Source organism: Allocoprococcus similis, assembly GCF_054660775.1.
The window spans coordinates 1-22,315 of the sequence record NZ_BAAHSG010000003.1; the positions used below are offsets into that span (position 1 = coordinate 1).

A 22,315-nucleotide genomic window follows, 5' to 3' on the forward strand; every position below is an offset into this window, starting at 1 on the left:
GTTCCTATTTGAGTTCTTTTCATTTTTTCTAAAAAATCTTTTTTCTTTTTTACTTTTCTTCTTTCTTTATCCCAGCCTTCTCCAGAATCCCGTTCCATATCTGCTCCCGCTTTTTCTCCCGTTCTGCCTTTCCGTCATTCCACTTCTGTATAAATGCCATCTGTTCCAGATCATCTCGTTCTTCCATAAACAGCCTCTCTTTCTTACATTTATTCAGATCAATTATTTCCTGTACCTGACTATTATATGCATGTCCACAATAATTCTTTCCAAATTTATACCTGATTTCAAGTCTGTCACATCAAACGCATGCCTGCCAATAACACTGACTATGATATTCATTTCTCATAATGTAAAATAGAATGTGCTTCAGAATTTCCTATGGAACAAAAAGGAGCCACCCCAAAAGGGCAGCCCCATGAAAAAAGTTTTCTCGTATTTAATTATGCTTTCTTTCTGTTTTTCAGCATATCCATTGTTACAGCAAAGATGATCAGGACACCACTTGTAATTTCAAGTACGTGTGTATTTAATCCGAACTGTACACCGGCGTTGTTGATAAGTACCATCAGAATTGTACCAAGCACTGTACCTGTAACGGTTCCTTTACCACCTGCTAATGATGCACCACCGATTACTGCTGCTGCGATTGCGTTCATATCGTATCCTTCACCACCGGTTGGAAGAGCACTCTGGACACGGGCTGCAAGCATGATACCTGCGATACCATAGAGGAGACCAGCTCCTGCGTATGTAGCGTAGAACATTTTTCTTACTTTGATACCACTTAATTTTGCAACTTCGACACCACTACCAAGTACATAGAGGCTGCGTCCGAAGATTGCATATTTCAGGATGAACCAGATAATAATTGCTACGATTGCCCAGATAATTGCCAGAACCGGAAGTACTCCGAATACGTTTGTATTTCCCATGCTCAGGATTCTCTGATCGATACCTGTAACTGTAAGTGCGTTACTGATGATTTTTACAAAACCACGAACGATTGTCTGCATACCAAGTGTTGCGATCATTGGCGGAACCTGTAAATCATAAATGATAATTCCGTTCAGGAAACCAACTGCAATTGCAATAATAACTGCAATAAGTAATGTAATCCACATGTTCATGTGTGTATCTCTCTGCAGTAATGCGAGAACCATACAAGAAAGTCCTGTGATAGCACCACCACTGATATCGATTCCGCCTGTGATAATGATCATAGTCTGTGCAGCAGCCATAACACCGATGATTGCGCACTGTTTCATTAAGTTTGTTACATTATAGAGTGTACAGAAGTTATCTGTAAAAAATGATGCACCAACAAAAAGAATGACAATGATCAGACCTAATGTAAATTCTGTTTGCTGGAATATACTTGTCTTTTTGATTTTATTTTCCTTAGCCATAATAATCCTCCTTAGCCCTCAACAGATGCTTTCTTCAAGACATCTTCTTCCTTCAGTACTTTTATTTCATCGTAATTGAATTCTCCTGTAATTCTTCCCTGTGCCATTACGAACAGACGATCTGATAATCCCATAACTTCAGGCAGATAAGAAGAAATTAAAATGATACCTTTGCCCTGTGCAGTGAGCTCTTCCATAATCTTGTAGATCTCTTCCTTTGCTCCTACATCGACACCAACTGTCGGCTCATCAAAAATCAGAATATCTGGATTTCTGCAAAGCAGTTTTGCGATAACGACTTTCTGCTGGTTACCACCTGACAGGTTACCTGAAAGCTGCATAACACTCGGTGTTTTTACGCGGACATCTTTTGAATATTTTTCCGCTCTTTCTGTTTCTTTCTTCAGAGAAATGATTCCGCCTTTGCTGATCATTTCATAAGAGTTCATATTGATATTAGTCTTGATTGGAAGGGCAAGGGCAAGTCCGTCTGCACGTCTGTCCTCTGTCAGGAATCCAATACCATTTTTTAACGCTCCTGCCGGATCCTTGATCTCAACTTTTTTACCTTTTACATAGACATCTCCGCTTAATCTCTTTTCTACACCACAGAGGGCTCTCATGATCTCGCTTCGTCCTGCACCTACAAGTCCTGCAAAACCAATAATTTCGCCTGCATGCAGATTAAAATTGATATTTCTGAAATGCTTACTGTCTGAAAAATTCTCAACTCTGAGGATTTCTTTTCCCGGTTTCTGACGTTTGATATTGTAAATATCAGAAAGTTCACGTCCTACCATCATCTTGATCAGGGAGTCTTTTGTAACTTCCTCGATCGGTTTTGTTTCAATATAAGTTCCATCTTTCAGGATTGTAACACTGTCGCAGATATCCAGGACTTCTTCCAGACGATGTGAAATATAAATAATACTTACACCTTTAGATTTCAGTTCATCAATGAACTTATACAGCGTTTCAACCTTTTCGTTCTCCAGAAGAGCTGTCGGCTCATCGAAGATTACTATTCTCAAATCATCGCTTACAGAAATTTTACTGATTGTTACCATTGCCTGCATAGCAATCGGCAGACTCGAAATTTTCTGGCGAGGATCAACATTCATCCCAAATTTATCGATAATTTTCTGACTGTCATCATACATCTTTTTCCAGTCAACCATGCCTAATTTTGTTCTTGGCTGTCTGCCAAGGAAATAGTTCTCAGCAATGCTGAGGTCCGGCGCAATGTTTACATGCTGATAGTTCGCATATACTCCATGACTCTGCGCTTCAAGTGCGCTGGTATTTTCAATCCAGTCGCCATTGTAATTCATTAAAACTTTTCCTTCGTCCGGTCTTTCAACACCCATGATGCATTTTATCAACGTAGACTTTCCGGCACCGTTTTCACCGCAGAGTGCTCTCGCTTCACCGGCTTTGATCTCGAAACTTACGTTATTAAGTGCTGTTACACCAGGATAGAATTTACTGATATTTTGAATTTTTAAAATCGTGTCCTGCATAACCCATACCTCTTCTATAAGTAAGGGGCGATGTAAACCGCCCCTTACATCAATCCTTTATTCTTATTATTAAAGTGTAACTACTGTTCTCTAAAGACTATTTCTGAAGTCTTGTAGGATCAAGCAGATCCTGCATATCGCTGTCGTCCATGTTGTCTTTTGTGATAACAACTGGTGGGCAGTTAACCTGTTTCTTAGATTCAGGGTTCTTTCCATCGATCAGTGTACGAAGTGCATTTTCCATACATTTGTATCCCTGAGCGTATGCATCCTGAACGATGATTGCATCTAAGACACCATTTTTCAGAGCCTGGATTTCGATATCATCTGAGTCAACTGCTACGTTGATGAATTTGTCGCCTACATTAGAATCTGCAACTGCGTTGCACACACCATCACCTGTGATGTTGTTTCCTGAATACATACCGATCAGCTTGTCGCCGTATGTAGAAATAATGTTTTCTGCATTCTTCTGAGCTGTTTCAACATCGTTACCATTGTAATATGTATCTGTCAGTTCAAGATCTGGTGCGATTTCTGCGATTTTCTTTCTAAATCCATCGATTCTGTGGTTAAGAGCTTCATTTTCAACGTTTGTGTTCATACCAAGGACACCGCTTGTAACACCTTTGGCATCCATAGCGTCCTTGAATGCTTCTGCTGCCATTTCACCGATTGTATCATTTGAGCAGTAGTAGAATTCATTGTAGTAATCTTCATTTGCACCGTCATCGCCAGTTCCGATACCGCAGTTTACGAAGTTCAGAACGATTCCTGCATTTGTAGCTTCCTGAGCCTTCGGTACAGTTGCATCAATTGCAAGTGTAGCTGTAACGATTGCATCTGGCTGTTTTCCGATACACTGTTCAAATGTTGTTACATAGTCTTCTGTCTGGCTTTCTTCAGCTGGTCCGACAACTTCGTAATCAACTGTGATTCCTTCGCTCTCTTCGATATCTTTCATAGCGTTCTCAATACCGATTCCAACATATGTCCAGAACTGGGATGCTGTAGAAGGTGTTAAATAAATTACGTGATAAGATTTCTTATCTGATCCCCCATTGCTTGATGATTTGTCATCAGAAGATCCTGATGATTTTCCGCCTGAGCAAGCTGCTAATGAAAGTGTCATTGCGCCGACCAGTAACATTGATACTACCTTTTTCATTTTCATAACTTTTTTCCTCCTTAATGTTTCTTATATAAGTTACACTTTAAAACGTTTCGTTCTCACGTGCTTTATTTACATAACCCCTTTTTGTAACATAAAGCATCCATATGGTCTTGTCTCGCTTGTACAAACTGTAAGAACAGCTTTTCCTGCTTTTTCATAGAATTTTGTACGTTCGATTGGTCCTGCACAGTTCTCATAACCATTTCTCTTTGCTGCTTCGATCGCTTCATCCCATGTATCGCACTGTTCCATCTCAACTCCTGAATCAGCATCCGGAACCATGTACTCTAATGGCGTTGCGCAGTATTCTGTATCCAACGGCATAAGTTTTAAGATTGCATCGATCATTTCCGGTGCTGTGTTGCCTTTTGCCTGAATGCTTACTGCATTTGGTGATTTTGAATACGGCGGATAAAAATGATCTGCGATAACAAGAATGTCACCGTGTCCCATGTCTGCCAGTGCTTTCAATAAATCTGATCCAATAATTTCTGGTATTCCTTTTAACATCTTTCTTCCTCCTTCTATTTATAAATTCCTTCTTATTCGTGTTCTGCAAGGAATTTATCAATCTCTTCTCTTGTCGGCATAGCCGGTGTTGTTCCAAGTCTCTGTACGGAGAGTGCTGCAAGTCCATTTGCAAATCTTACTGCTTCCCAGAGTTCTTTTCCTTCGGAAAGTGCTGCAAGAAGTCCTCCGTTAAATGCATCTCCTGCACCGGTTGTATCGATTGCATCTACTTTGTATGCCGGTACGATGATTTCTTTGCCTTTTGATGATACGAACACTCCTCTTGATCCAAGGGTGATAACTACATCTGTGACACCTTTTTCTCTGAAGTAAGCAGCTGCCTGTTTTGCAGAATCAAGGTCTTTCACTTCAACGCCTGTGATTTCTTCTGCTTCTACCTCATTCGGTGTTACCATATAGCATTCAGAAAGGAATTCGTCTGTCATCGGTGCATATGGTGCTGTGTTCATGATGACCTTGCATCCATATTTATTTGCCATGTCTACGATCTTCTCGTTAGCATCCTGATTAACTTCAAGCTGTAACAGAACGTATTCACATTCTTTGATTACATTTTCAACGCTTGCTACTTCTTCAGCAGTAATGGTGTTGCATGCACCAGGTACGATGATGATCTCATTCTGGCTTGAATTTTCATCTACCAGTATCAGTGCGATTCCTGTTTCGGTTTCTTTGGTGATGAAAATGTTATCCTTTGGCATATTCAGCTCTGTCATGGTATCGAGCATTACATTTGCAAATGTATCGGTTCCAACCTTTGTCATCATCACAACGTCTGCTCCTGCTTTGTGTGCTGCAACACACTGGTTAAATCCTTTTCCACCAGGCCCCATCTTGAACATAGAACCTTTTACTGTTTCTCCCGGAACCGGAAGGTGTGGTGATCTTGCCATCAGATCTACTACGAAGCTTCCGAATACTGCAACCTTTTTCATTTTATTTTTCCTCTTTCTTTTCTCAGTCTATTTTTTGCTTTCTCGTTTTGAAAGCGGTTTCTTTTATTTGTTCTCATTCTAAACCCATTCACCTTGTACTGTCAACGTTTTTCCTGTTTATATGCACGTTTTTGTTTATTTATCTAGTTTTATTAACTATTTTTAGTGCATTTTTGCCAATATTTTTATTCATTTATTCAAGAAACCGATTGCAAGTTGATGATTATTTATCAAAAAGTATTCCTCTCTGAGAACTCAGAAACAAGACGGATATCTTTCGTCCAGTTTATTTTCATTCAAAAAAGCAAAAAAACAGAGTACCGGAAAACCAATACCCTGTTTCATGTCTCTGTTCTTCTGTTATTTTTTCAGCTTCTCAGATCCTCTGCGGATCAATTTTGTTTCTACAAGACTTGTATGCTTCAGAACCTTATTCCTGCCTTCTTCCATCGACCGGACACTCATCTCGAATAATTCCAGCGCTGCACAGCCCATCTCATAGATTGGACGGTCAACCACTGTCAGTTCCAGCTCTGTATACGTCAGCTCATGGATCTCATCAAATCCTACCAGAGAAATATCTTTTCCGATACGGATCTTGTGCTCCTTCATATATTTCAGACATCCAAGTGTTGTCAGGTTGTTTGATGAAAAGATTGCCGTCGGCGGATCCGGAAGCTCCATCAGCTTCTGACAGACTTTATAGGACATATTTTCTTTGAAATGTCCGTTCACGATATAATCAGGTTTTTCCTCAATCCCCGCCTCTTTCAAGGCTTTTCTGTATCCTTTCAACCGCTCTCTTCCAGGTCTTGTATTCTCATCACCTGTGACAATTGCGATCTTTTTATGCCCCTCTTCAATCAGGCAGTCGACCGCTTCTTTCGCTCCCTGGCAGTCATCCGAATAGACGCCGTCAAAATTCTCTCCGCGGATATCACGGTCGAGCAGTACAACCGGAATCTGATTCTTTTCCAGCCCTTTCAGCAGCTCTATTGTTTTTTCATCATTATCCGTGACAGGAATCAGCACAACTCCTTTCACCATCTCCTTACGGATCCCTTCCAGCATCCGGTGTTCTACCTCCAGATCATCATTGGTTCCGTACATGAATACGTTATAATCATACTGGCTTGCCGTATCAGAAAGTCCATGCAAAATCTTGCTGAAGAATGAGTTCTCAATATCCGGTGCCAGAAATGCAATATTTCGGATATCGCCCACACTCAGGCTCCGTGCCAGTGAATTTGGCACATAGTTGCTCTCATCTATGATCTGCTGTACCTTTTTTCTCGTTTTTTCTCTCACACTCTGGTTTCCATTCAGCACACGCGATACGGTTGCCGGTGAAACATTTGCTTTTTTTGCAATATCGTATATGTTCATTTTCCCCATTTTCTCCTCATATTGGCACTTTAGCTTTGTAACCGGTTTCTTCGCATATACCATAGCATTTCAGGCATATTTTGTCAAATATTTTCAAGAAACTTTTTCGATTTATTTCATAGATTTTATCTAAAATCTAATTTCAAGCAAGTGTAAAAACCCGATCAACTTCTCCTGTTAAACACAAAACCACTGGCAAAACTGGATTCTCTCCTTATTGTGACGTAAAAAAAGAGCCATTTATAAAATTCACTTCTAAAAATGGCTCATTTTTATTATTGTCACTTATTTATCTGTCTATTCTACGATTCCTGCCGCGCTGCTTGTACCGATTCTTGTAGCACCAGCTTCGATCATAGCCTGAGCTTTTTCAAAATCACGTACTCCACCGGAAGCTTTAACACCCATATCCGGTCCAACAGTTTCTCTCATAAGACGGATATCTTCTACTTTTGCTCCACCTGTTGAGAATCCTGTAGATGTCTTAACAAAATCTGCTCCGGCTTCTTTTGCAGCCTGGCATGCTTTTACTTTTTCTTCATCGGTAAGGAGACATGTCTCGATAATTACTTTTACAAGAGCTTTTCCTGCTGCTGCTTTCACAACTGCTTGGATATCACTCTTTACATAATCCCATTCACCTGCTTTTGCACGTCCTACGTTGATTACCATATCAACTTCGTTTGCGCCTTTTTCAATACTGTCTGTTGTCTCTGCTGCCTTTGCTTCTGATGTGCATGCTCCAAGAGGGAATCCGATTACGCAGCATGTCTTTACTTCTGATCCTGCAAGTTCCTTTGAAACAAGCGGTACATATCCTGAGTTTACACAAACAGATGCGCATCCATATGTCTTAGCTTCTTCGCAGATCTTTACAATCTGTTCCGGTGTTGCATCTGCCTTTAAAAGAGTGTCATCTAAATATTTTGCGATTTCTTTTTTATCCATGATCATATCTCCTTTTCTTATGGTTACATTTGTTAATCGCTCAGTAACTTTTGTTCATGCCTTGATATTAGCACATGGATTCCACCCTGTCAATGGCTATTCTAATCTTTCAATGACTTTTCCTGCCGTATCTTCGTCTGTGATCAGAACGTTGATAATCTTCCCTCTGATCGCCCCACAAATACATTCTACTTTACTCTGTCCTGAAGCAACTCCAATCCTCCGTTTCTTCTTTTTCAGCTCTGCCAGTGGAACCGAAACCGTCCGTTCATCCAACGCTTCATCGCAAAGTTCTCCCTGGTCATTGATCAAATGATCGCAAATGTCCCCGACTGCGCCTTTCACGATCAGCTCCTGCATCTCTTCTTCTTTCAGATATCCTGCCCGGCATACTGCATTCTGCACGCCATAGGCTCCCATGGTGATCAGGAGTGTATTGGCTTCATCTCCATATTCCAGCACCTTCTTTACATTGGAATCACTGACGAAAACGTCCTTTATCTCTTTTCTGTCTACCAGAGCCGGACACATCATTGCATACGGCTTCGCATCCCACGCCTTTGCAAAATTTTTCGCAATTTCTGTTGAATAGATATTATTCTGTAAATTGCTGACTCCACCACACAACTGCACAACTGTCACATCTGATAGATCTTCTTTCTGGCTCAGGAAATTCGACACAGAATATACCGTATTCCCCCACGAATATCCAATTATATCTCCATTTTCCACAACCGATTCCAGATATTCTGCCGCCGCCTTTGCCACCGCTGTCAGCTTTGGAAGATTACTTTTTTTCGGCACAATGATAACCTTCTCAAGGCTACCCTTTTCCCGGAGTCTTCTCTCCATCTCCAGTTCATACCCCTTTGGAGGCACAACCTTGAACTGGACGATTCCCATCTCTTTTGCATCCGTCAGAAGTCTGGATACATACGGTCTGGAACAGGCAATTTCGCTCGCGATCTCCTCCTGGCTCATGCTGTCCTCGTAATACATTCTTGCGACTTTCACCAGCAACTCCGTCTTTTTATCTCCATAATCCTTTTTTTCCATATTACATTAACCGCCATTTCATCCTTTATTTCCACGGGCATCAAATCCAGTCTCCAGATTTACCTGGATCTTCTTTGTCTGCTGCAGGACCAATTCTCTGCCACTTGCAGATAAACCCCTGTTTTACAAAATCTACCCAAATCATACCACATTTTCAAAACTGCGGTATATATTTTCATAAAAAAAGAGACAGCCCGTCATTTCGACAAGCCATCCCTTTTCGTCATATTTTATAAATCCTAAGCTTCAGACTCTTTCTTAGCTCCAAAGTAAGCCTTCAGAGAATTGATCACAATAACAAGTCCGAGTGCCATCAGCAGGATTGCGATGATCAGCTGAAGTCCTTCTACAAGGAAAGTAGCGGAACCTGCTGCATATGCTTTTACAAGTCCGATGGTTCTCTCTACCAGTGCGGTTCCTGTTACACAAAGCATGATAATCAGCGGTGCAAACAGCATCTTGTTGTTTCTTCCTGTTACCTTCATGAATACACAAAGTGTTACAAGTACCAGTGCGGAAAGTAACTGGTTGGCTGATCCGAACAGTGGCCAGATATTTGCATATCCGATACGTGTCAGAACGTAAGCACATAACAGAGTCACGATTGTTGAGAAATATGTATTGCAAAGGAGTTTTCTCCATCCTTCTGCATGTTCCATATCATCTACGCTGAAGAGTTCCTGGAAACTCATACGTCCGATACGAGAAACGGCATCCAGACTGGTAAGTGCAAGTGCAGATACACACATGGTCATGAAGCACTGTGCAATATAAACCGGGATTCCGAACATCTCGAAAAATCCTGCGACACCGCTTGAGAATACCTGGAATGGTGTTCCGGCTGCCGGTGTTCCGTCTGCCGCTGCAGCTGCACCTGCTACGCAAAGTGCGATGATTGCAAGAAGACTTTCCAGAACCATTGCTCCGTATCCGACCTTCAGCATATCCTTTTCATTGGATACAGTCTTAGATGATGTACCTGATGAAACAAGGCTGTGGAAACCAGATACAGCACCACATGCTACGGTAACGAACAGGATCGGGAACATATCTCCCAGTGTATCGTTGTGGAAACCTGTAAATACCGGAAGGTTCATGGTTGGATGTGCAACCAGAAGTCCCAGTGCAGCTCCGGCGATCATACCGATGAACATATAAGTTGTCATGGTATCACGCGGCTGTTTTAAGATCCACATCGGAAGTACTGCTGTAAAGAAGATATATACAAATGTGATGTATGTCCATGTATCTTTTGTTGCTGTGATCGGTGCCAACATACCAAGACCAAGAGCAGCTACAGTAAAGATAAGACCGACAACTGTTTCTTTCCATCCGTGGAACCGGAACTTTTTCTGTACCAGACCGAAGATCATGGCAAATACGATAAACAGCAGGGAAATGGTTCCTGCAGCTCCGTTTGTCTTTGCTGCATCTGCAAGTTTTACGACACCGTCTACTTCTGTGTAAGCGTTAAATGTACCTGCAACCATATCTGCAAATGCTGCGATTACAAGAAGTGTAAACAGCCAGCAGAAAAGCAGGAATACTTTTCGTCCGAATTTACCGATATATTTTTCGATCAGAAGTCCCATAGACTTTCCTTCGTTCTTTACACTGGCATACAGTGCACCGAAGTCTGTAACAGCACCGAAGAAGATACCTCCAACGATGATCCACAGGAATACCGGAACCCATCCAAATACTGCCGCCTGAATTGCACCGGTAACAGGACCTGCACCTGCAATTGACGAAAACTGATGGCTGAATACGGTCCATCCGTCTGTCGGAACATAATCCTTTCCATCTTCAAATTTCTTTGCCGGAGTCTCTGCTTTTGGATCGATTCCCCACTTATTAGCGAGCCAGCGGCCGTAGAATACATATGCACAGCTAAGAAGTACTGCTGCGATCAATACGATAACTAATGTATTCATACTAATCCCTCTCTTTCTCTTCCAGTTAAAATAATTAAGTTTTAATAAGATAAATAAAAATTTTATTAAATTATTATAGTGGTGTTTTAACTCTTTAAAGTTCATTTGTCAATGGACTTTGTGCAATTTCGGCACGTTCACATGATTTTTTAGAGTATACTCTGTTTTTTTGTGCATTTTTCCATGCTCCGTGTTACAAAAACATATGACCGTTCTGTAAAAGCACTCCTGTAATATGCCCGGATATATTTTTATATTGATATTGACATTTTTCCTCAACCGAACTATACTGAACTTCGTAAATGAAACGGGGAGCTTGTTTGACAGGCTGAGAGGAAGTTCAGAACTTCGACCCATATACCTGATTTGGATAATGCCAACGTAGGAACGTATATTTTGATGATAACGGGAGATACATTGGTATCTCTCTTTTTTTGATATGCGGCGTCAAATACCATCAGCATACTCTGATGGTATTTGAGAAACAGGATTTCCTAAAATAATATGAAATTCTACATTCAACCAGGGTTTACACGAAAATGAATAAGGTAAAGTTGAGATTGGGCGAGAGTTCATGAAGGGGTACACCACCACGGGTGTAATTCTTTGTGGACTCTTTTTGCATTTTTAAGAACTTTTCCGTTTTGAAAGGAGGTTTTTCCATGATTACAGTTAATGGTAAAGAAGTTACTCTGACCGGGCCGCTTAGTGTTGCGGATTATCTGGAACAGAACAATTATCAGATTAAACGGATCGCCGTTGAAATGAATGGTGATATTTTACCAAAATACAGCTATTCTGACACCATGCTCAAAGACGGGGACCGTCTGGAAGTTGTAAGTTTCGTAGGAGGAGGCTAAAAAATCATGCATCATACACTTACAAAAGAAGAAATCTACACCGCCCTTGACGAGCGACATTCCCCGGAGACGCAGAAGCTTCTCTCGGCAGGAAATGTAGCGATTGCAGGGCTTGGCGGCCTTGGCTCTAATGTTGCTTATGCGCTTGCACGGATCGGTGTTGGTCATCTTCACCTGATTGATTTTGACGTAGTTGACATTACCAATCTGAACCGCCAGCAATATTTCATGGAGCATATCGGAATGTACAAGACCGATGCCCTGAAATCCCTGCTTCTGAAGATCAATCCGTATCTGGATATCCGCACAGACTGTGTAAAAGTTACGGACGATAATCTGCAGGAATTATTTGCAGATGCCACAATTGTCTGCGAAGCTTTTGATAATCCGGAAGCCAAAGCAATGCTGGTCAATGGAATTCTGGAACATTGCCCAGAGAAAAAGCTCGTATCCGCAACCGGAATGGCCGGCTATGGAAGCAGCAATACTATTATCACAAAACGGATCATGAAAAACTTTTATCTGTGTGGTGATGGCATGACAGCACCAACTTACGGTCATGGACTGATGGCACCGCGTGTTGCCATCTGTGCCGCACATGAAGCCAACATGATCACACGGCTGATCCTCGGTGAAGAAGAAATTTAAAAACATAAGAAAGAAGGAACTTTATTATGAGTACAAATGAAGATAAGTTTATCCTGGGAGGTCATGAATTCACTTCCCGTTTTATCCTCGGATCCGGTAAATTTTCTCTGGATCTTGTAAAAGCCTGTATCGAAAAAGCAGAAGCTCAGATCATCACACTTGCCCTGCGTCGTGCAAATGAAGGCGGTCTTGCAAATATCCTGGACTATATTCCGGACAATGTAACCCTGCTCCCAAATACATCCGGTGCACGTAATGCTGAGGAAGCAGTCCGTATCGCCAGACTTTCCCGTGAAGTCGGATGTGGTGACTTTGTAAAGATTGAAGTCGTTCATGATTCCAAATACCTGCTTCCGGACAACTACGAAACCATCAAAGCAACAGAAATCCTTGCAAAAGAAGGCTTTGTTGTCATGCCGTATATGTACCCGGATCTGAATGCTGCAAGAGCACTTGCCGATGCCGGAGCTGCCTGCATTATGCCGCTCGGCTCCCCAATCGGTTCCAATAAAGGACTCAGCACAAAGGATTTCATCCAGATCCTGATTGATGAGATCGATCTGCCGATTATCGTTGATGCCGGAATCGGTCGTCCTTCCCAGGCTTGTGAAGCCATGGAAATGGGAGCTTCCGCTGTTATGGCAAATACTGCTATCGCAACTGCAGGAGATGTTCCTGCCATGGCAGAAGCTTTCAAGAAAGCCATTGAAGCCGGACGCAGCGCTTATCTTTCCGGACTGGGACGCACCATTGAAAGAGGCGCAAGTGCATCCTCACCTCTGACAGGATTCTTAGAGGATTAGGAGGCAGTCAAAATGGAAAAATCACATATCAACGAAAGTATTTTAAGTGAGGAAATTCTGGAGGACCAGAAAAAGAACCGGATCGATCATATGACCTATCTTCCGGGTATGGAGGATATTGGTTCTGACGTAATGGATCAGGTAGTGGGCGCCATGAATGCTTATGATTATGACAAATATACGGAAGCAGATGTAAAGCGTGCTCTTGCACACGACATCCGTACACCGGAAGATTTTGCTGCTCTTCTTTCTCCTGCTGCTCTTCCGCTTCTGGAGGAGATTGCACAGGCTGCCCAGGAAGAGACGCGTAAGCATTTTGGCAACAGCGTTTATATGTTCACACCGATCTACATTGCCAACTACTGTGAAAACTACTGCATTTACTGTGGTTTCAACTGCCACAACAAGATCAACCGTGCCCAGTTAAATGACGAAGAGATTGAAAAAGAGATGGCTGCAATTGCCAAGACAGGACTTCAGGAAATCCTGATCCTGACCGGTGAAAGCCGTAATAAATCTACTGTCGAATATATTGGAAATGCCTGCAAGATCGCAAGAAAATATTTCAAAGTCATCGGTCTGGAAATTTATCCGGTTAACTCAGATGAGTATGCATATCTTCATGAATGTGGTGCAGACTATGTAACCGTTTTCCAGGAAACCTATAATTCCGATAAATACGAAACTCTGCATCTTGCCGGTCATAAGCGGATCTTCCCTTATCGTGTTAATGCACAGGAACGTGCACTGATGGGCGGAATGCGTGGTGTCGGCTTTGGCGCCCTACTTGGTCTGGACGATTTCAGAAAAGATGCTTTTGCAACCGGATACCATGCTTATCTTCTCCAGAGAAAATACCCGCATGCTGAAATCGCATTCTCCTGTCCTAGACTTCGCCCGATCATCAACAACGACCGGATCAATCCGATGGATGTCCATGAGCCACAGCTTCTCCAGGTAGTCTGTGCTTACCGTCTGTTCATGCCATTTGCAAGCATTACGGTATCTACCAGAGAATGTGCTCGTGTAAGAGACAATCTGACACAGATTGCTGCAACCAAGATTTCTGCCGGAGTCAGCACCGGAATCGGAAGCCATGTGGATGATATTGAGGATAAGGGAGATGACCAGTTCGAGATTTCTGACGGACGTTCCGTAGATGAGGTTTATCAGGCACTTCTTTCCAACAATATGCAGCCGGTTATGAGTGATTATATCTATGTATAGAGATCTTATTGCCGTAACAAACCGCCATCTCTGTTCCCGTCCTTTTACAGAACAGATTACCCGTGTCTGTCAGCTGCATCCGAAAGCTCTGATCCTGCGTGAAAAAGATCTGCCGGAAGAGGAATATTTTTCTCTTGCCCGGCAGGTGAAAGAAATCTGTGAACAGTTCGAAGTTCCGTTTATTCCGCATTTTTATCCAGCTGTTGCGAGAAAGCTCGGCTGTGACAGGCTGCATTTACCGCTTCCACTTTTGCTTGAAAATCCGAAAGTGGTTTCCAGCTTTCATACTATTGGGACTTCCATCCATTCTGTTTCTGAAGCAGTCGAAGCGGAAAAGCTGGGAGCTTCCTATCTCACAGCAGGACATATTTATGTTACCGACTGCAAGAAAGGGCTCCCGCCACGGGGACTTCCATTTCTGCAGAATGTATGCCAAGCTGTGCAGATTCCGGTTTATGGCATTGGCGGAATCAAAATTGATGAAGCACAACTGCACGAACTGAAAAATGCCGGTGCTGCAGGAGGTTGTGTGATGTCAGGGATGATGCACGTCTGACCGGTCATTCCTCAAAATAAAAAGGCACTATGCAGGGTAGCACATCAAACTGATATTGTCACCTTGCACAGTGTCTTTCTTTATTTCACCCGAAGCTGCACTTCTTTTCCAGCTTCTACTTTTATATCTCTGTCTGTCCGTACAATAATATGTTCATGGTTCATCGTTTCAATGTAATACTGCCTGTAAAATCCCAGAAATTCTTCCTGTCTTACAATTCCTTTCACAGAACCTTCTGCTACAAATTCCAGTTCCTCCGGTCTGCAGCATATCGTATTTCCCCGGATATCGGTAAACCGGTTCGATATTCCAAGAAAATCTCTTGCGAAATCATTCTGCGGATGCAGATATACCTCTTCCGGCTTTCCAATCTGAACCAGCTTTCCCTGATCCATAATAGCGATCTGATCTCCAAGAACCATTGCCTCTTCCTGGTCATGCGTTACAAAAACCATTGTGATCTCATATTTCTTCTGGATCTCCCGGATTTCTTCCCTCATTTTTACCCGGAGTTTCGCATCCAGATTACTAAGTGGTTCATCCAGAAGAAGTACCTTCGGCTTTGTGATCAGCGATCTGACCAGTGCAACTCTCTGCTGCTGTCCTCCGGAAATTTCCCCAATTGATGCCCCGGCATATTCTTCCATATCTACTATTTTCAGATATTCCATACCCATTTCTCTGGCTTCTTTTTTCCGGATACCGCGGAACTTCAGTCCGTATATCACATTTTCCAGGACACTCATATGTGGAAATAATGCATAGGACTGAAAAACAGTCGATACCGGGCGTTTTTCCGGGGCCAGTGTAGTGATATCCTGACCATCAACCAAAATCTGTCCTTTATCTGTTTTTAAAAATCCACTTATCATTTTGAGTGTTGTCGTTTTCCCACAACCGGATGCCCCTAACAGACACAACAGTTCTCCCTTTGGAAGGGAAAGTGATAAATCTTTTACTACTTCTTTTTCACCAAAACTTTTACTTATGTTTTTCAGTTCTAAATACACGTTTCTTTCGCCCTTTCCATGCAACAATTATCGAAAACAGCACATTTACTGAAATTGTGATCACAATAATAAATGTCGCAATCATAGATGCTTCTCCATACCGACCTGTGTTAATGCAATCAAATAATGTAAATACTGCAATCTTCTGTCCCGGTGTCACCAGGAAAATAACTGCTCCTGCCGTAACCATCGCACTTGTAAAATTATTGATAAATCCCGTTGCAAATGCCTGCTTTACATTCGGAAGAATGACATCTTTCATTACCAGAAATTTATTCGCTCCAAGATCCCGCGCTGCAGCATCAAGCTCTGTACTGATCTGCAAAAGAGAGGACGCCGAAGCCTTCGTTGTAATTGACATCTGTTTATAGATCATATTCAGAATGACGATGACCGCTGTTCCGGTAAGTTTTAGCGGCTCATGATTAAAAGCCAGAATATATCCGATTCCAAAACAACTTCCCGGAAGCATATACGGAAGTGTGATAATAAAATCCAGCACCCCGCCAAATTTTATTTTTCGTCTCTCGATATAATACGAAAGTAAAATACCGATCATACTTCCGACTATTGCTACGATAAGTGCATATTCCACACTCCGGATAAATGTATCCATATTTCGCTCCAGCAGGGCATCCAGATACATCGTTGTAAATGTAATTTTTCCGCGCAGGTTTCTGCTGAAGCTGTTCAGGAAGATAGATCCATATTCAAGAGTCATCATCACAAAAAAGATGCCCGCCCCCAGCCATACGACCATTGCAGACAGGCCACGAACCCGGAATGTATCTCCCGCTTCTACTGTCTTATTACTGTTTCCACTGATGACTTTTTCATTTTTCTGCATCAGATACCGATACAGGATAAAAACAAGAATCGTCGGGATCAGAAGCAGTACATTAAGCGCCGCACTCTTATCCAGTCTGGAATATCCGATTACCTGCATATAAATTTCGGTCGAAACTGTTTCAAAACGCCCACCTATCACAACAGGCGTTCCGAAATCAGCGATTGACCGGATAAACGAAAGCAAAAAGCAGCTGAGCAGTACCGGTTTCAATAATGGCACAACAATTCTCCATAATGTATAACCAGAGGAGGCTCCAAGGTCAAAGGAGGCCCGTACAAGCGACATATCCATCTTCCGAAGCATTCCGATAATCATCAGTGCATTTAACGAAGAAAAGAATAACGTCTGCATTACAACAACACCAAGCCATCCATACGGGTTCAGCGAAAGACCGAAAACTCCTTTTGTGATCAGACCGTTCCTTCCAAAAAGCTGGATATAAGCGAGCGAAGCAATAAACGGCGGCGAAACCATACTGATAAGTAAAATGGCTTCCAGAAATTTGCCCGGTTTCTTCCCTGCTGTCCATACGCAAATGGATACGAGCAGTCCCAGAATCGTTGAAAAGAATGCAGATAATACACCTACAAAAACACTGTTTTTTACAAGCAGCAGATTGTCACTGAAAATACTTTTGTAAACTTCTGTTGAAAATCCTTCTTCTCCCACAAAACTCTGTCTGATCATACAAAGAAGTGGATACAGAATAAAAATCAATACACCTGCTACCAGTACTGCCAATATGAAATAATCCAATATATTATAAAAATGGGCATCATAAAATGATGCCCGTTTTTCTCTAGGTTTTCTATTCTTCACCTTTATCTCCCATCAGAGTGCTCCACTTGTCAAGGATCTCTGTTCTCTTTGATCCGAACAGAGAAAGATCTTCTTTCATAAGCTGATCCTTGTCAAAGTTCAGTTCAAGTCCTTTCAAACTTGGTTTTACCAGAAGACACGTATTATTCTTGTCAATTTCAGCCATCATCTTCATGTTCTCATCATCAGAGAAGAACCATTCGATAAATGCTTTTGCAGCTTCTGTATTGTCTGCATTTGCAAATGCTGCAACGCCTTCCGGAACGTATGGCATTCCGTCTGAAGGATAGATTACATCAACATCTGCCTGTTCTTTCAGTTCATCCAGTGTACCATTGATATATGTGATACCAATACCAACTTCACCAGCTGCTGTCTTCGTACTTGGATCTGAACCACGTTTTGAATAGTAATCTACGTTCTTGTTAAGAGCTTCAAAATACTTCCATCCTTCTTCGTCTCCCTTTGTCTGAAGAAGAGCGTTTACTACTGCGTAGTTTGTTCCTGAGATAGCCGGGTTAGACATCAGGACTTCTCCCTGATATTCTTCTTTTGTAAGGTCATCCCATGACTTTGGAGCTTCGAGTCCTTTTTCTTTTAAAATATCATTGTTAACAATAAATCCTACAACAGTAACACCTTTTGAGAACCAGTAGTTATCACTGTCTTTGAATTCTGGTGCAAGTTCATCTGCTGCATCAAAATCTACTTTTTCAAGAAGGTTATTGTCTTTTGCATCCATAAATGCATCGATTCCGCCCCCGAACCACAGGTCAGCTGCAGGTGTTCCACCTTCTGCTTTAAGCTTTGATAAAACTTCTCCTGAAGACATGGAAATGAATTCGACCTTCGGTCCTACTTCTTCTGTAAACTTATCAAATAACGGCTGATAAGCATCCCCTGTTGTAACAACCTTCAGAGTTCCTTCCAGTTTCTTTGTCTCTTTGTCGTCTTTCTTGGTTTCTTCTTTTTTTGTAGTCTCTTCCTTTTTATCTGAGCTTCCACAGGCTACCATACCTGCTGCCATTGATACTGCAAGGAGAAGAGCTGCAAATTTTTTCATTTTTTTCATAGTGTTCCTCCCTTTAACATATCTCTGATATTATTCCGACATGCTTTTTACATTCTAGCACCAGATATTTTAATTTTCAAATTGTTTTTCTCTATAGGTAATCTATCCCATAGTTTTCATCTATATTTTTATTTTTATTTTCTATAAAAAGAAATGCATGTAGGATACTGCACTGTCTTTACCGGTTTATTCAGTAAAAGCATTTATATCCTACACGCACTTCTTTTTACTCTCTTTTATAATTATCCTGCCAGATGAAGCACTCCAATCAGCAGAATACCACACAGTCCATAGTAAGCTACAACCGCAACAAGGTCGTTGATGGTCGTAATAAGTGGTCCGGACGCTACCGCCGGGTCGATATTGATCTTCTTGAAGAACAGCGGAATCAGTGTACCCACCGCACCGGAAATTACCATTGCCACCATCAGAGACAGACCGATGCAGCCTGATACCGCATACGCGAACGCCCAGGTCTTTCCTTTGAAGAGTGCAATATAAAGTCCTAATACGAGGAATGACAAAATTCCAAGAATCGCACCATTTGAAAATGCGATCCGCATCTCTTTGAATACCAGTTCTACTTTCTGCTTTCCTGTCAGAGATTCATCCATCAGAACACGGATCGTTACCGCAAGTGACTGGGTACCGACGTTACCTGCCATGTCCAGGATCAGTGACTGGAAACACATAATGATCGTCAGCTGGCTTACTACCTGCTCAAATACACCTACAACAGAAGATACAACTGTTCCCAGTGCCAGCAAAACAAGCAGCCAAGGGAGACGTTTTTTCATACTCTCTTTGAGTGGCTCTTTCAAATCTTCTTCTGCAGTCAGACCAGCGAACATCGCATAATCTTCACCCATCTCATCATCGACCAGATCGACAATGCTCTGGGATGTGATAACACCGAGAAGTTTATTATCGTTATTCAGGATCGGAATAGAATTTTCCGAATAATCTTTCAATTTTTCGATACAGTCATCAATCAGCTCATGACCGTATACATATGGATATGATGTCACGATCAGATCCTCAAGACGTGTATCCTGTCTTGCCGTGATCAGATCCTTCAGATCCATCGCACCGTAGAAGGTGTGATCCGCTGTCACCATAAAAATTGTAGAAATATTGTCATTTTTTGCTGCCTGACTGACAAGTTCGGTCATCGCCTGCTTTACAGTAAGATTCTCTCTGATCTCAATGTAATTCGTGGTCATTCTGGAACCGATCTCTTCATCATCGAATGCAGCAATAACTGCCATATCCTTTCTGGCTTCATCATCCATCAGCTCTAATAAAAGAGCTCTCTTTTCTTTTGGAATCATCCGCAGTACATCTACAACCGCATCTGTTTCCATTCTGGAAAGAATTGCTGCTGCTTTCCGCACATCCATCTCATCCAGATATTCAGCCGCCTGCTTTTCATCGATATACTCGAAGATATCCGCAAGCATGTCCAGATTCAGAATCCGGCACAATTTCCGCCGCTCCGCAACGGAGAGATCCGGGAATACATCTGCAAGGTCATTCTCATGGTAGTCTTCCAGTTTGTTTCTCATAATTCCCGGAGAGGCATTGCTTCTTACAATGCCCAGGATCTCAGCTCTGTAGTCCTGGTAGTCCTGATAATCCTGTGTATTTTCCATCACTTTCGCCCTCCTTATCCTTTTTCCAGCACAAAAACATGCAGAATCAAAGTCTAAAATCCTCCACATTTCTGTCTTTCATCCAATATTCAATTATGAATGTCAATACGGGAAAACAGGATAAGAAATGCTATACGAACAAACAGAATGAACTGCTGCCATTTTCCCATCCTGCGTATATACTTCGCCCATGACTATCACAACTGTCCATTCTGTTCACCTGCCTTTTGTTTGAATTTGATTAAGAAGTTTTCAACTTCCTACGCTATTATAATACCTTAGTCTACAAAATTCAAACCTTTCTGTTTATAAAATTATTTTTTTATCAACTTTTTTCTTATTTTTAACACTTACATCATTTTATGATTTTTCTGCCGACTTCATTTCCCACTCGCATTTTATTTATGCATCCGATCTCGCATAAGAATTCTTCATCTGATTGCTCAGTTCGTACAAAACCTTGGACAATGTATCCGAAGTTTCCTTCTTCACCATCTTCGCAATCTCCCGGTTCGCTTCCCGTTTGATCTGCATACGCTTTGCTATATCACTTTCCTTCGTAAGATTGTCATCATACCGGTTTATGATCTGATGTGCCTTTGCCATCACATGTTCCTGGTAACGCTCAATATGGAAAACAGACTTTTTATAAGAAGCATCTGCCATCGCAGCGATCATTCTGCTTGACCAGTAGAAGTTCTCTGTTGAAACTTCCCCTGTCGTATTTGCAAAATATTCCGGTGTCTCATCAATATCTGCATAGAATGGAGCCATTACATTAAATGCATTGGATGCAAATGCCACCCATTCAATTGCGCGTGAATCTTCCGGCTGCTCCGGTCTCATCTGGATCAAAGACATAAAATCATTTCGATTGATACCAATGGAACGATATGCACCATTCATTGATTTGTCCCCGTAAGCTCCATACGGATCATAAGGTGTTCCCTGATAATGTGAAGACAGAACATATTTTACATCTTCTACTGTAACCTTCTTTTCCGGAACCATACACCACGGAATATCATCGGATACTGGTGTATAATCTGCATCCGGCCCGTCCCAGTTGTATGAATTTGGATTCAGGTAACGTTCCATAAACCAGGCTCTCGGTGTATTGTATACATGATCCGAATCATCATGGCTTCCAAAAGTATCTCTTGGATTTAAGGTTCCATCCATGGATGGGTTCAGATGATATTTCTCAATGAATTCCTTCATATCCGGAGAACACATATAATTTTTCTGCTCACCAAGTGCATCTTCCAGATCAAATTCATCCATTCCAAGCTGGTTCGGCATCACCACATAAACCTCATCCGGCACTTTTCTGGCAATCCAGTGATGTCCGCCGATTGTTTCCAGCCACCAGATCTCATTTACATCCGCGAATGCAATTCCATTCATCTCATAAGTACCATATTTCTCGAGAATACTTCCAAGTCTCTGCACGCCTTCTCTTGCGCTGTGGATATAAGGAAGCACGATATATACAATATCCTCTTCCCCGATTCCACCTGCAATTTCTTCCTGGTCGTCTGACTTCGGCTGATATGTAACCAGCGGATCCGCTCCAAGCACACGTGGATTGGATGTGATCGTTTCGGTTGCTGTCATTCCTACCTGCGCTTCATTTACCCCGCTTGCCGCCCAGATTCCTTCCCCCTTGACTGCGTTCGGCATGGCGGTATAACGCATCGGATTCTCCGGTAATTCTATTTTCACATGCGAAATCACCGATTCATATACCTTCGGCTGATCCTCCGGATGGATCACCACAAATTTTTTCGGCATATAAGCGCCTGACGGTGAATCATCATTCCTTGCGATCATCGTAGAGCCGTCATACGATGCCTTTTTTCCAACCAGTATTGTTGTACAAGCCATTTTATTTTCCTCCTGTTATCTCCTGACAAAATTTTTTT

Annotated in this window: 20 protein-coding genes and 1 riboswitch; of the genes, 5 read left to right on the forward strand and 15 right to left on the reverse strand. The window is 42.0% G+C overall.

Going from position 1 to position 22,315, the window contains the following annotated elements:
* Positions 1-49: 49 nt before the first annotated feature.
* The 10 genes from ACYQ5K_RS01190 to ACYQ5K_RS01235 all read right to left on the reverse strand — a co-directional run bounded on the left by ACYQ5K_RS01190 (position 50) and on the right by ACYQ5K_RS01235 (position 10,893).
* Complete coding sequence (locus tag ACYQ5K_RS01190; protein ID WP_173688329.1) at positions 50-187, reverse strand: hypothetical protein; 138 nt, start codon at positions 185-187, stop codon at positions 50-52.
* A 256-nt stretch (positions 188-443) separates the two neighbouring features.
* Positions 444-1,409: an ABC transporter permease gene (locus tag ACYQ5K_RS01195; RefSeq protein ID WP_173688330.1), complete on the reverse strand. Its 966-nt coding sequence runs from the start codon at positions 1,407-1,409 to the stop codon at positions 444-446.
* 11 nt (positions 1,410-1,420) lie between these two features.
* Complete coding sequence (locus ACYQ5K_RS01200) at positions 1,421-2,929, reverse strand: sugar ABC transporter ATP-binding protein (protein WP_117557295.1); 1,509 nt, start codon at positions 2,927-2,929, stop codon at positions 1,421-1,423.
* A gap of 97 nt (positions 2,930-3,026) precedes the next feature.
* Complete coding sequence (locus tag ACYQ5K_RS01205; protein ID WP_173688331.1) at positions 3,027-4,103, reverse strand: substrate-binding domain-containing protein; 1,077 nt, start codon at positions 4,101-4,103, stop codon at positions 3,027-3,029.
* A 69-nt stretch (positions 4,104-4,172) separates the two neighbouring features.
* Positions 4,173-4,613, reverse strand: coding sequence for an RbsD/FucU family protein (locus ACYQ5K_RS01210; protein ID WP_173688332.1), 441 nt, complete (start codon positions 4,611-4,613; stop codon positions 4,173-4,175).
* A 32-nt stretch (positions 4,614-4,645) separates the two neighbouring features.
* The gene (rbsK, locus tag ACYQ5K_RS01215; RefSeq protein ID WP_173688333.1) at positions 4,646-5,569 is read right to left on the reverse strand and encodes a ribokinase; all 924 of its coding nucleotides are present in this window, start codon (positions 5,567-5,569) and stop codon (positions 4,646-4,648) included.
* Between the two features lie 360 nt (positions 5,570-5,929).
* The gene (locus ACYQ5K_RS01220) at positions 5,930-6,955 is read right to left on the reverse strand and encodes a LacI family DNA-binding transcriptional regulator (RefSeq protein WP_173688334.1); all 1,026 of its coding nucleotides are present in this window, start codon (positions 6,953-6,955) and stop codon (positions 5,930-5,932) included.
* A 297-nt stretch (positions 6,956-7,252) separates the two neighbouring features.
* Positions 7,253-7,903, reverse strand: coding sequence for a deoxyribose-phosphate aldolase (deoC, locus tag ACYQ5K_RS01225; RefSeq protein WP_173688335.1), 651 nt, complete (start codon positions 7,901-7,903; stop codon positions 7,253-7,255).
* A 96-nt stretch (positions 7,904-7,999) separates the two neighbouring features.
* The gene (locus ACYQ5K_RS01230) at positions 8,000-8,959 is read right to left on the reverse strand and encodes a sugar-binding transcriptional regulator (RefSeq protein ID WP_173688336.1); all 960 of its coding nucleotides are present in this window, start codon (positions 8,957-8,959) and stop codon (positions 8,000-8,002) included.
* A gap of 239 nt (positions 8,960-9,198) precedes the next feature.
* Positions 9,199-10,893 carry a carbon starvation CstA family protein gene (locus ACYQ5K_RS01235; RefSeq protein WP_195231353.1) on the reverse strand — a complete coding sequence of 565 codons (1,695 nt, stop codon included), beginning with the start codon at positions 10,891-10,893 and terminating at the stop codon, positions 9,199-9,201.
* A 300-nt stretch (positions 10,894-11,193) separates the two neighbouring features.
* A riboswitch (TPP riboswitch) is annotated at positions 11,194-11,298 on the forward strand.
* A 257-nt stretch (positions 11,299-11,555) separates the two neighbouring features.
* Here ACYQ5K_RS01235 and thiS point away from each other — a divergent pair.
* Genes thiS through ACYQ5K_RS01260 form a run of 5 tightly spaced genes read left to right on the forward strand, consistent with a single transcriptional unit; the run spans position 11,556 to position 14,987 of the window.
* Complete coding sequence (thiS, locus tag ACYQ5K_RS01240) at positions 11,556-11,753, forward strand: sulfur carrier protein ThiS (RefSeq protein ID WP_008368609.1); 198 nt, start codon at positions 11,556-11,558, stop codon at positions 11,751-11,753.
* Between the two features lie 6 nt (positions 11,754-11,759).
* Positions 11,760-12,401 carry a sulfur carrier protein ThiS adenylyltransferase ThiF gene (thiF, locus tag ACYQ5K_RS01245; RefSeq protein ID WP_195231351.1) on the forward strand — a complete coding sequence of 214 codons (642 nt, stop codon included), beginning with the start codon at positions 11,760-11,762 and terminating at the stop codon, positions 12,399-12,401.
* Between the two features lie 26 nt (positions 12,402-12,427).
* Positions 12,428-13,204 (forward strand): thiazole synthase, encoded by a 777-nt coding sequence (locus ACYQ5K_RS01250; RefSeq protein ID WP_173689254.1) that lies wholly within the window; start codon positions 12,428-12,430, stop codon positions 13,202-13,204.
* A gap of 12 nt (positions 13,205-13,216) precedes the next feature.
* Positions 13,217-14,431 (forward strand): 2-iminoacetate synthase ThiH, encoded by a 1,215-nt coding sequence (gene thiH / locus ACYQ5K_RS01255; protein WP_459777179.1) that lies wholly within the window; start codon positions 13,217-13,219, stop codon positions 14,429-14,431.
* Entirely contained in the window at positions 14,424-14,987 is a 564-nt protein-coding gene (locus ACYQ5K_RS01260; RefSeq protein WP_459777180.1) for a thiamine phosphate synthase, read from the forward strand. Before thiH ends, ACYQ5K_RS01260 begins: the two co-directional genes overlap by 8 nt.
* Positions 14,988-15,067: 80 nt before the next feature.
* Here ACYQ5K_RS01260 and ACYQ5K_RS01265 read toward each other — a convergent pair whose 3' ends face one another.
* The 5 genes from ACYQ5K_RS01265 to ACYQ5K_RS01285 form a co-directional block, all read right to left on the reverse strand.
* A complete protein-coding gene (locus ACYQ5K_RS01265) occupies positions 15,068-15,997 on the reverse strand; it encodes an ABC transporter ATP-binding protein (RefSeq protein WP_173689251.1) in 930 nt (309 codons plus the stop codon).
* Positions 15,969-17,666 (reverse strand): ABC transporter permease, encoded by a 1,698-nt coding sequence (locus ACYQ5K_RS01270; protein ID WP_173689250.1) that lies wholly within the window; start codon positions 17,664-17,666, stop codon positions 15,969-15,971. The genes ACYQ5K_RS01265 and ACYQ5K_RS01270 overlap by 29 nt, the downstream gene beginning before the upstream one ends.
* Positions 17,656-18,729, reverse strand: coding sequence for an ABC transporter substrate-binding protein (locus tag ACYQ5K_RS01275; RefSeq protein WP_420315003.1), 1,074 nt, complete (start codon positions 18,727-18,729; stop codon positions 17,656-17,658). Before ACYQ5K_RS01275 ends, ACYQ5K_RS01270 begins: the two co-directional genes overlap by 11 nt.
* A 251-nt stretch (positions 18,730-18,980) precedes the next feature.
* Complete coding sequence (gene mgtE, locus ACYQ5K_RS01280) at positions 18,981-20,390, reverse strand: magnesium transporter (protein WP_459777181.1); 1,410 nt, start codon at positions 20,388-20,390, stop codon at positions 18,981-18,983.
* A 402-nt stretch (positions 20,391-20,792) separates the two neighbouring features.
* Positions 20,793-22,277, reverse strand: coding sequence for a C69 family dipeptidase (locus ACYQ5K_RS01285; RefSeq protein ID WP_459777182.1), 1,485 nt, complete (start codon positions 22,275-22,277; stop codon positions 20,793-20,795).
* Between the last annotated feature and the right edge of the window lie 38 nt (positions 22,278-22,315).

Coding starts and splice junctions, on each gene's coding strand:
- ACYQ5K_RS01205 (WP_173688331.1), bottom strand. CDS start 4,103: ATGAAAATGAAAAAGGTAGTATCAATGTTACTGGTCGGCGCAATGACA.
- ACYQ5K_RS01210 (WP_173688332.1), bottom strand. CDS start 4,613: ATGTTAAAAGGAATACCAGAAATTATTGGATCAGATTTATTGAAAGCA.
- ACYQ5K_RS01235 (WP_195231353.1), bottom strand. CDS start 10,893: ATGAATACATTAGTTATCGTATTGATCGCAGCAGTACTTCTTAGCTGT.
- ACYQ5K_RS01230 (WP_173688336.1), bottom strand. CDS start 8,959: ATGGAAAAAAAGGATTATGGAGATAAAAAGACGGAGTTGCTGGTGAAA.
- ACYQ5K_RS01250 (WP_173689254.1), top strand. CDS start 12,428: ATGAGTACAAATGAAGATAAGTTTATCCTGGGAGGTCATGAATTCACT.
- ACYQ5K_RS01285 (WP_459777182.1), bottom strand. CDS start 22,277: ATGGCTTGTACAACAATACTGGTTGGAAAAAAGGCATCGTATGACGGC.
- thiH (WP_459777179.1), top strand. CDS start 13,217: ATGGAAAAATCACATATCAACGAAAGTATTTTAAGTGAGGAAATTCTG.
- rbsK (WP_173688333.1), bottom strand. CDS start 5,569: ATGAAAAAGGTTGCAGTATTCGGAAGCTTCGTAGTAGATCTGATGGCA.
- deoC (WP_173688335.1), bottom strand. CDS start 7,903: ATGGATAAAAAAGAAATCGCAAAATATTTAGATGACACTCTTTTAAAG.
- ACYQ5K_RS01200 (WP_117557295.1), bottom strand. CDS start 2,929: ATGCAGGACACGATTTTAAAAATTCAAAATATCAGTAAATTCTATCCT.
- ACYQ5K_RS01195 (WP_173688330.1), bottom strand. CDS start 1,409: ATGGCTAAGGAAAATAAAATCAAAAAGACAAGTATATTCCAGCAAACA.
- ACYQ5K_RS01190 (WP_173688329.1), bottom strand. CDS start 187: ATGGAAGAACGAGATGATCTGGAACAGATGGCATTTATACAGAAGTGG.
- thiS (WP_008368609.1), top strand. CDS start 11,556: ATGATTACAGTTAATGGTAAAGAAGTTACTCTGACCGGGCCGCTTAGT.
- ACYQ5K_RS01275 (WP_420315003.1), bottom strand. CDS start 18,729: ATGAAAAAATTTGCAGCTCTTCTCCTTGCAGTATCAATGGCAGCAGGT.
- thiF (WP_195231351.1), top strand. CDS start 11,760: ATGCATCATACACTTACAAAAGAAGAAATCTACACCGCCCTTGACGAG.
- ACYQ5K_RS01260 (WP_459777180.1), top strand. CDS start 14,424: ATGTATAGAGATCTTATTGCCGTAACAAACCGCCATCTCTGTTCCCGT.
- ACYQ5K_RS01220 (WP_173688334.1), bottom strand. CDS start 6,955: ATGAACATATACGATATTGCAAAAAAAGCAAATGTTTCACCGGCAACC.
- mgtE (WP_459777181.1), bottom strand. CDS start 20,390: ATGGAAAATACACAGGATTATCAGGACTACCAGGACTACAGAGCTGAG.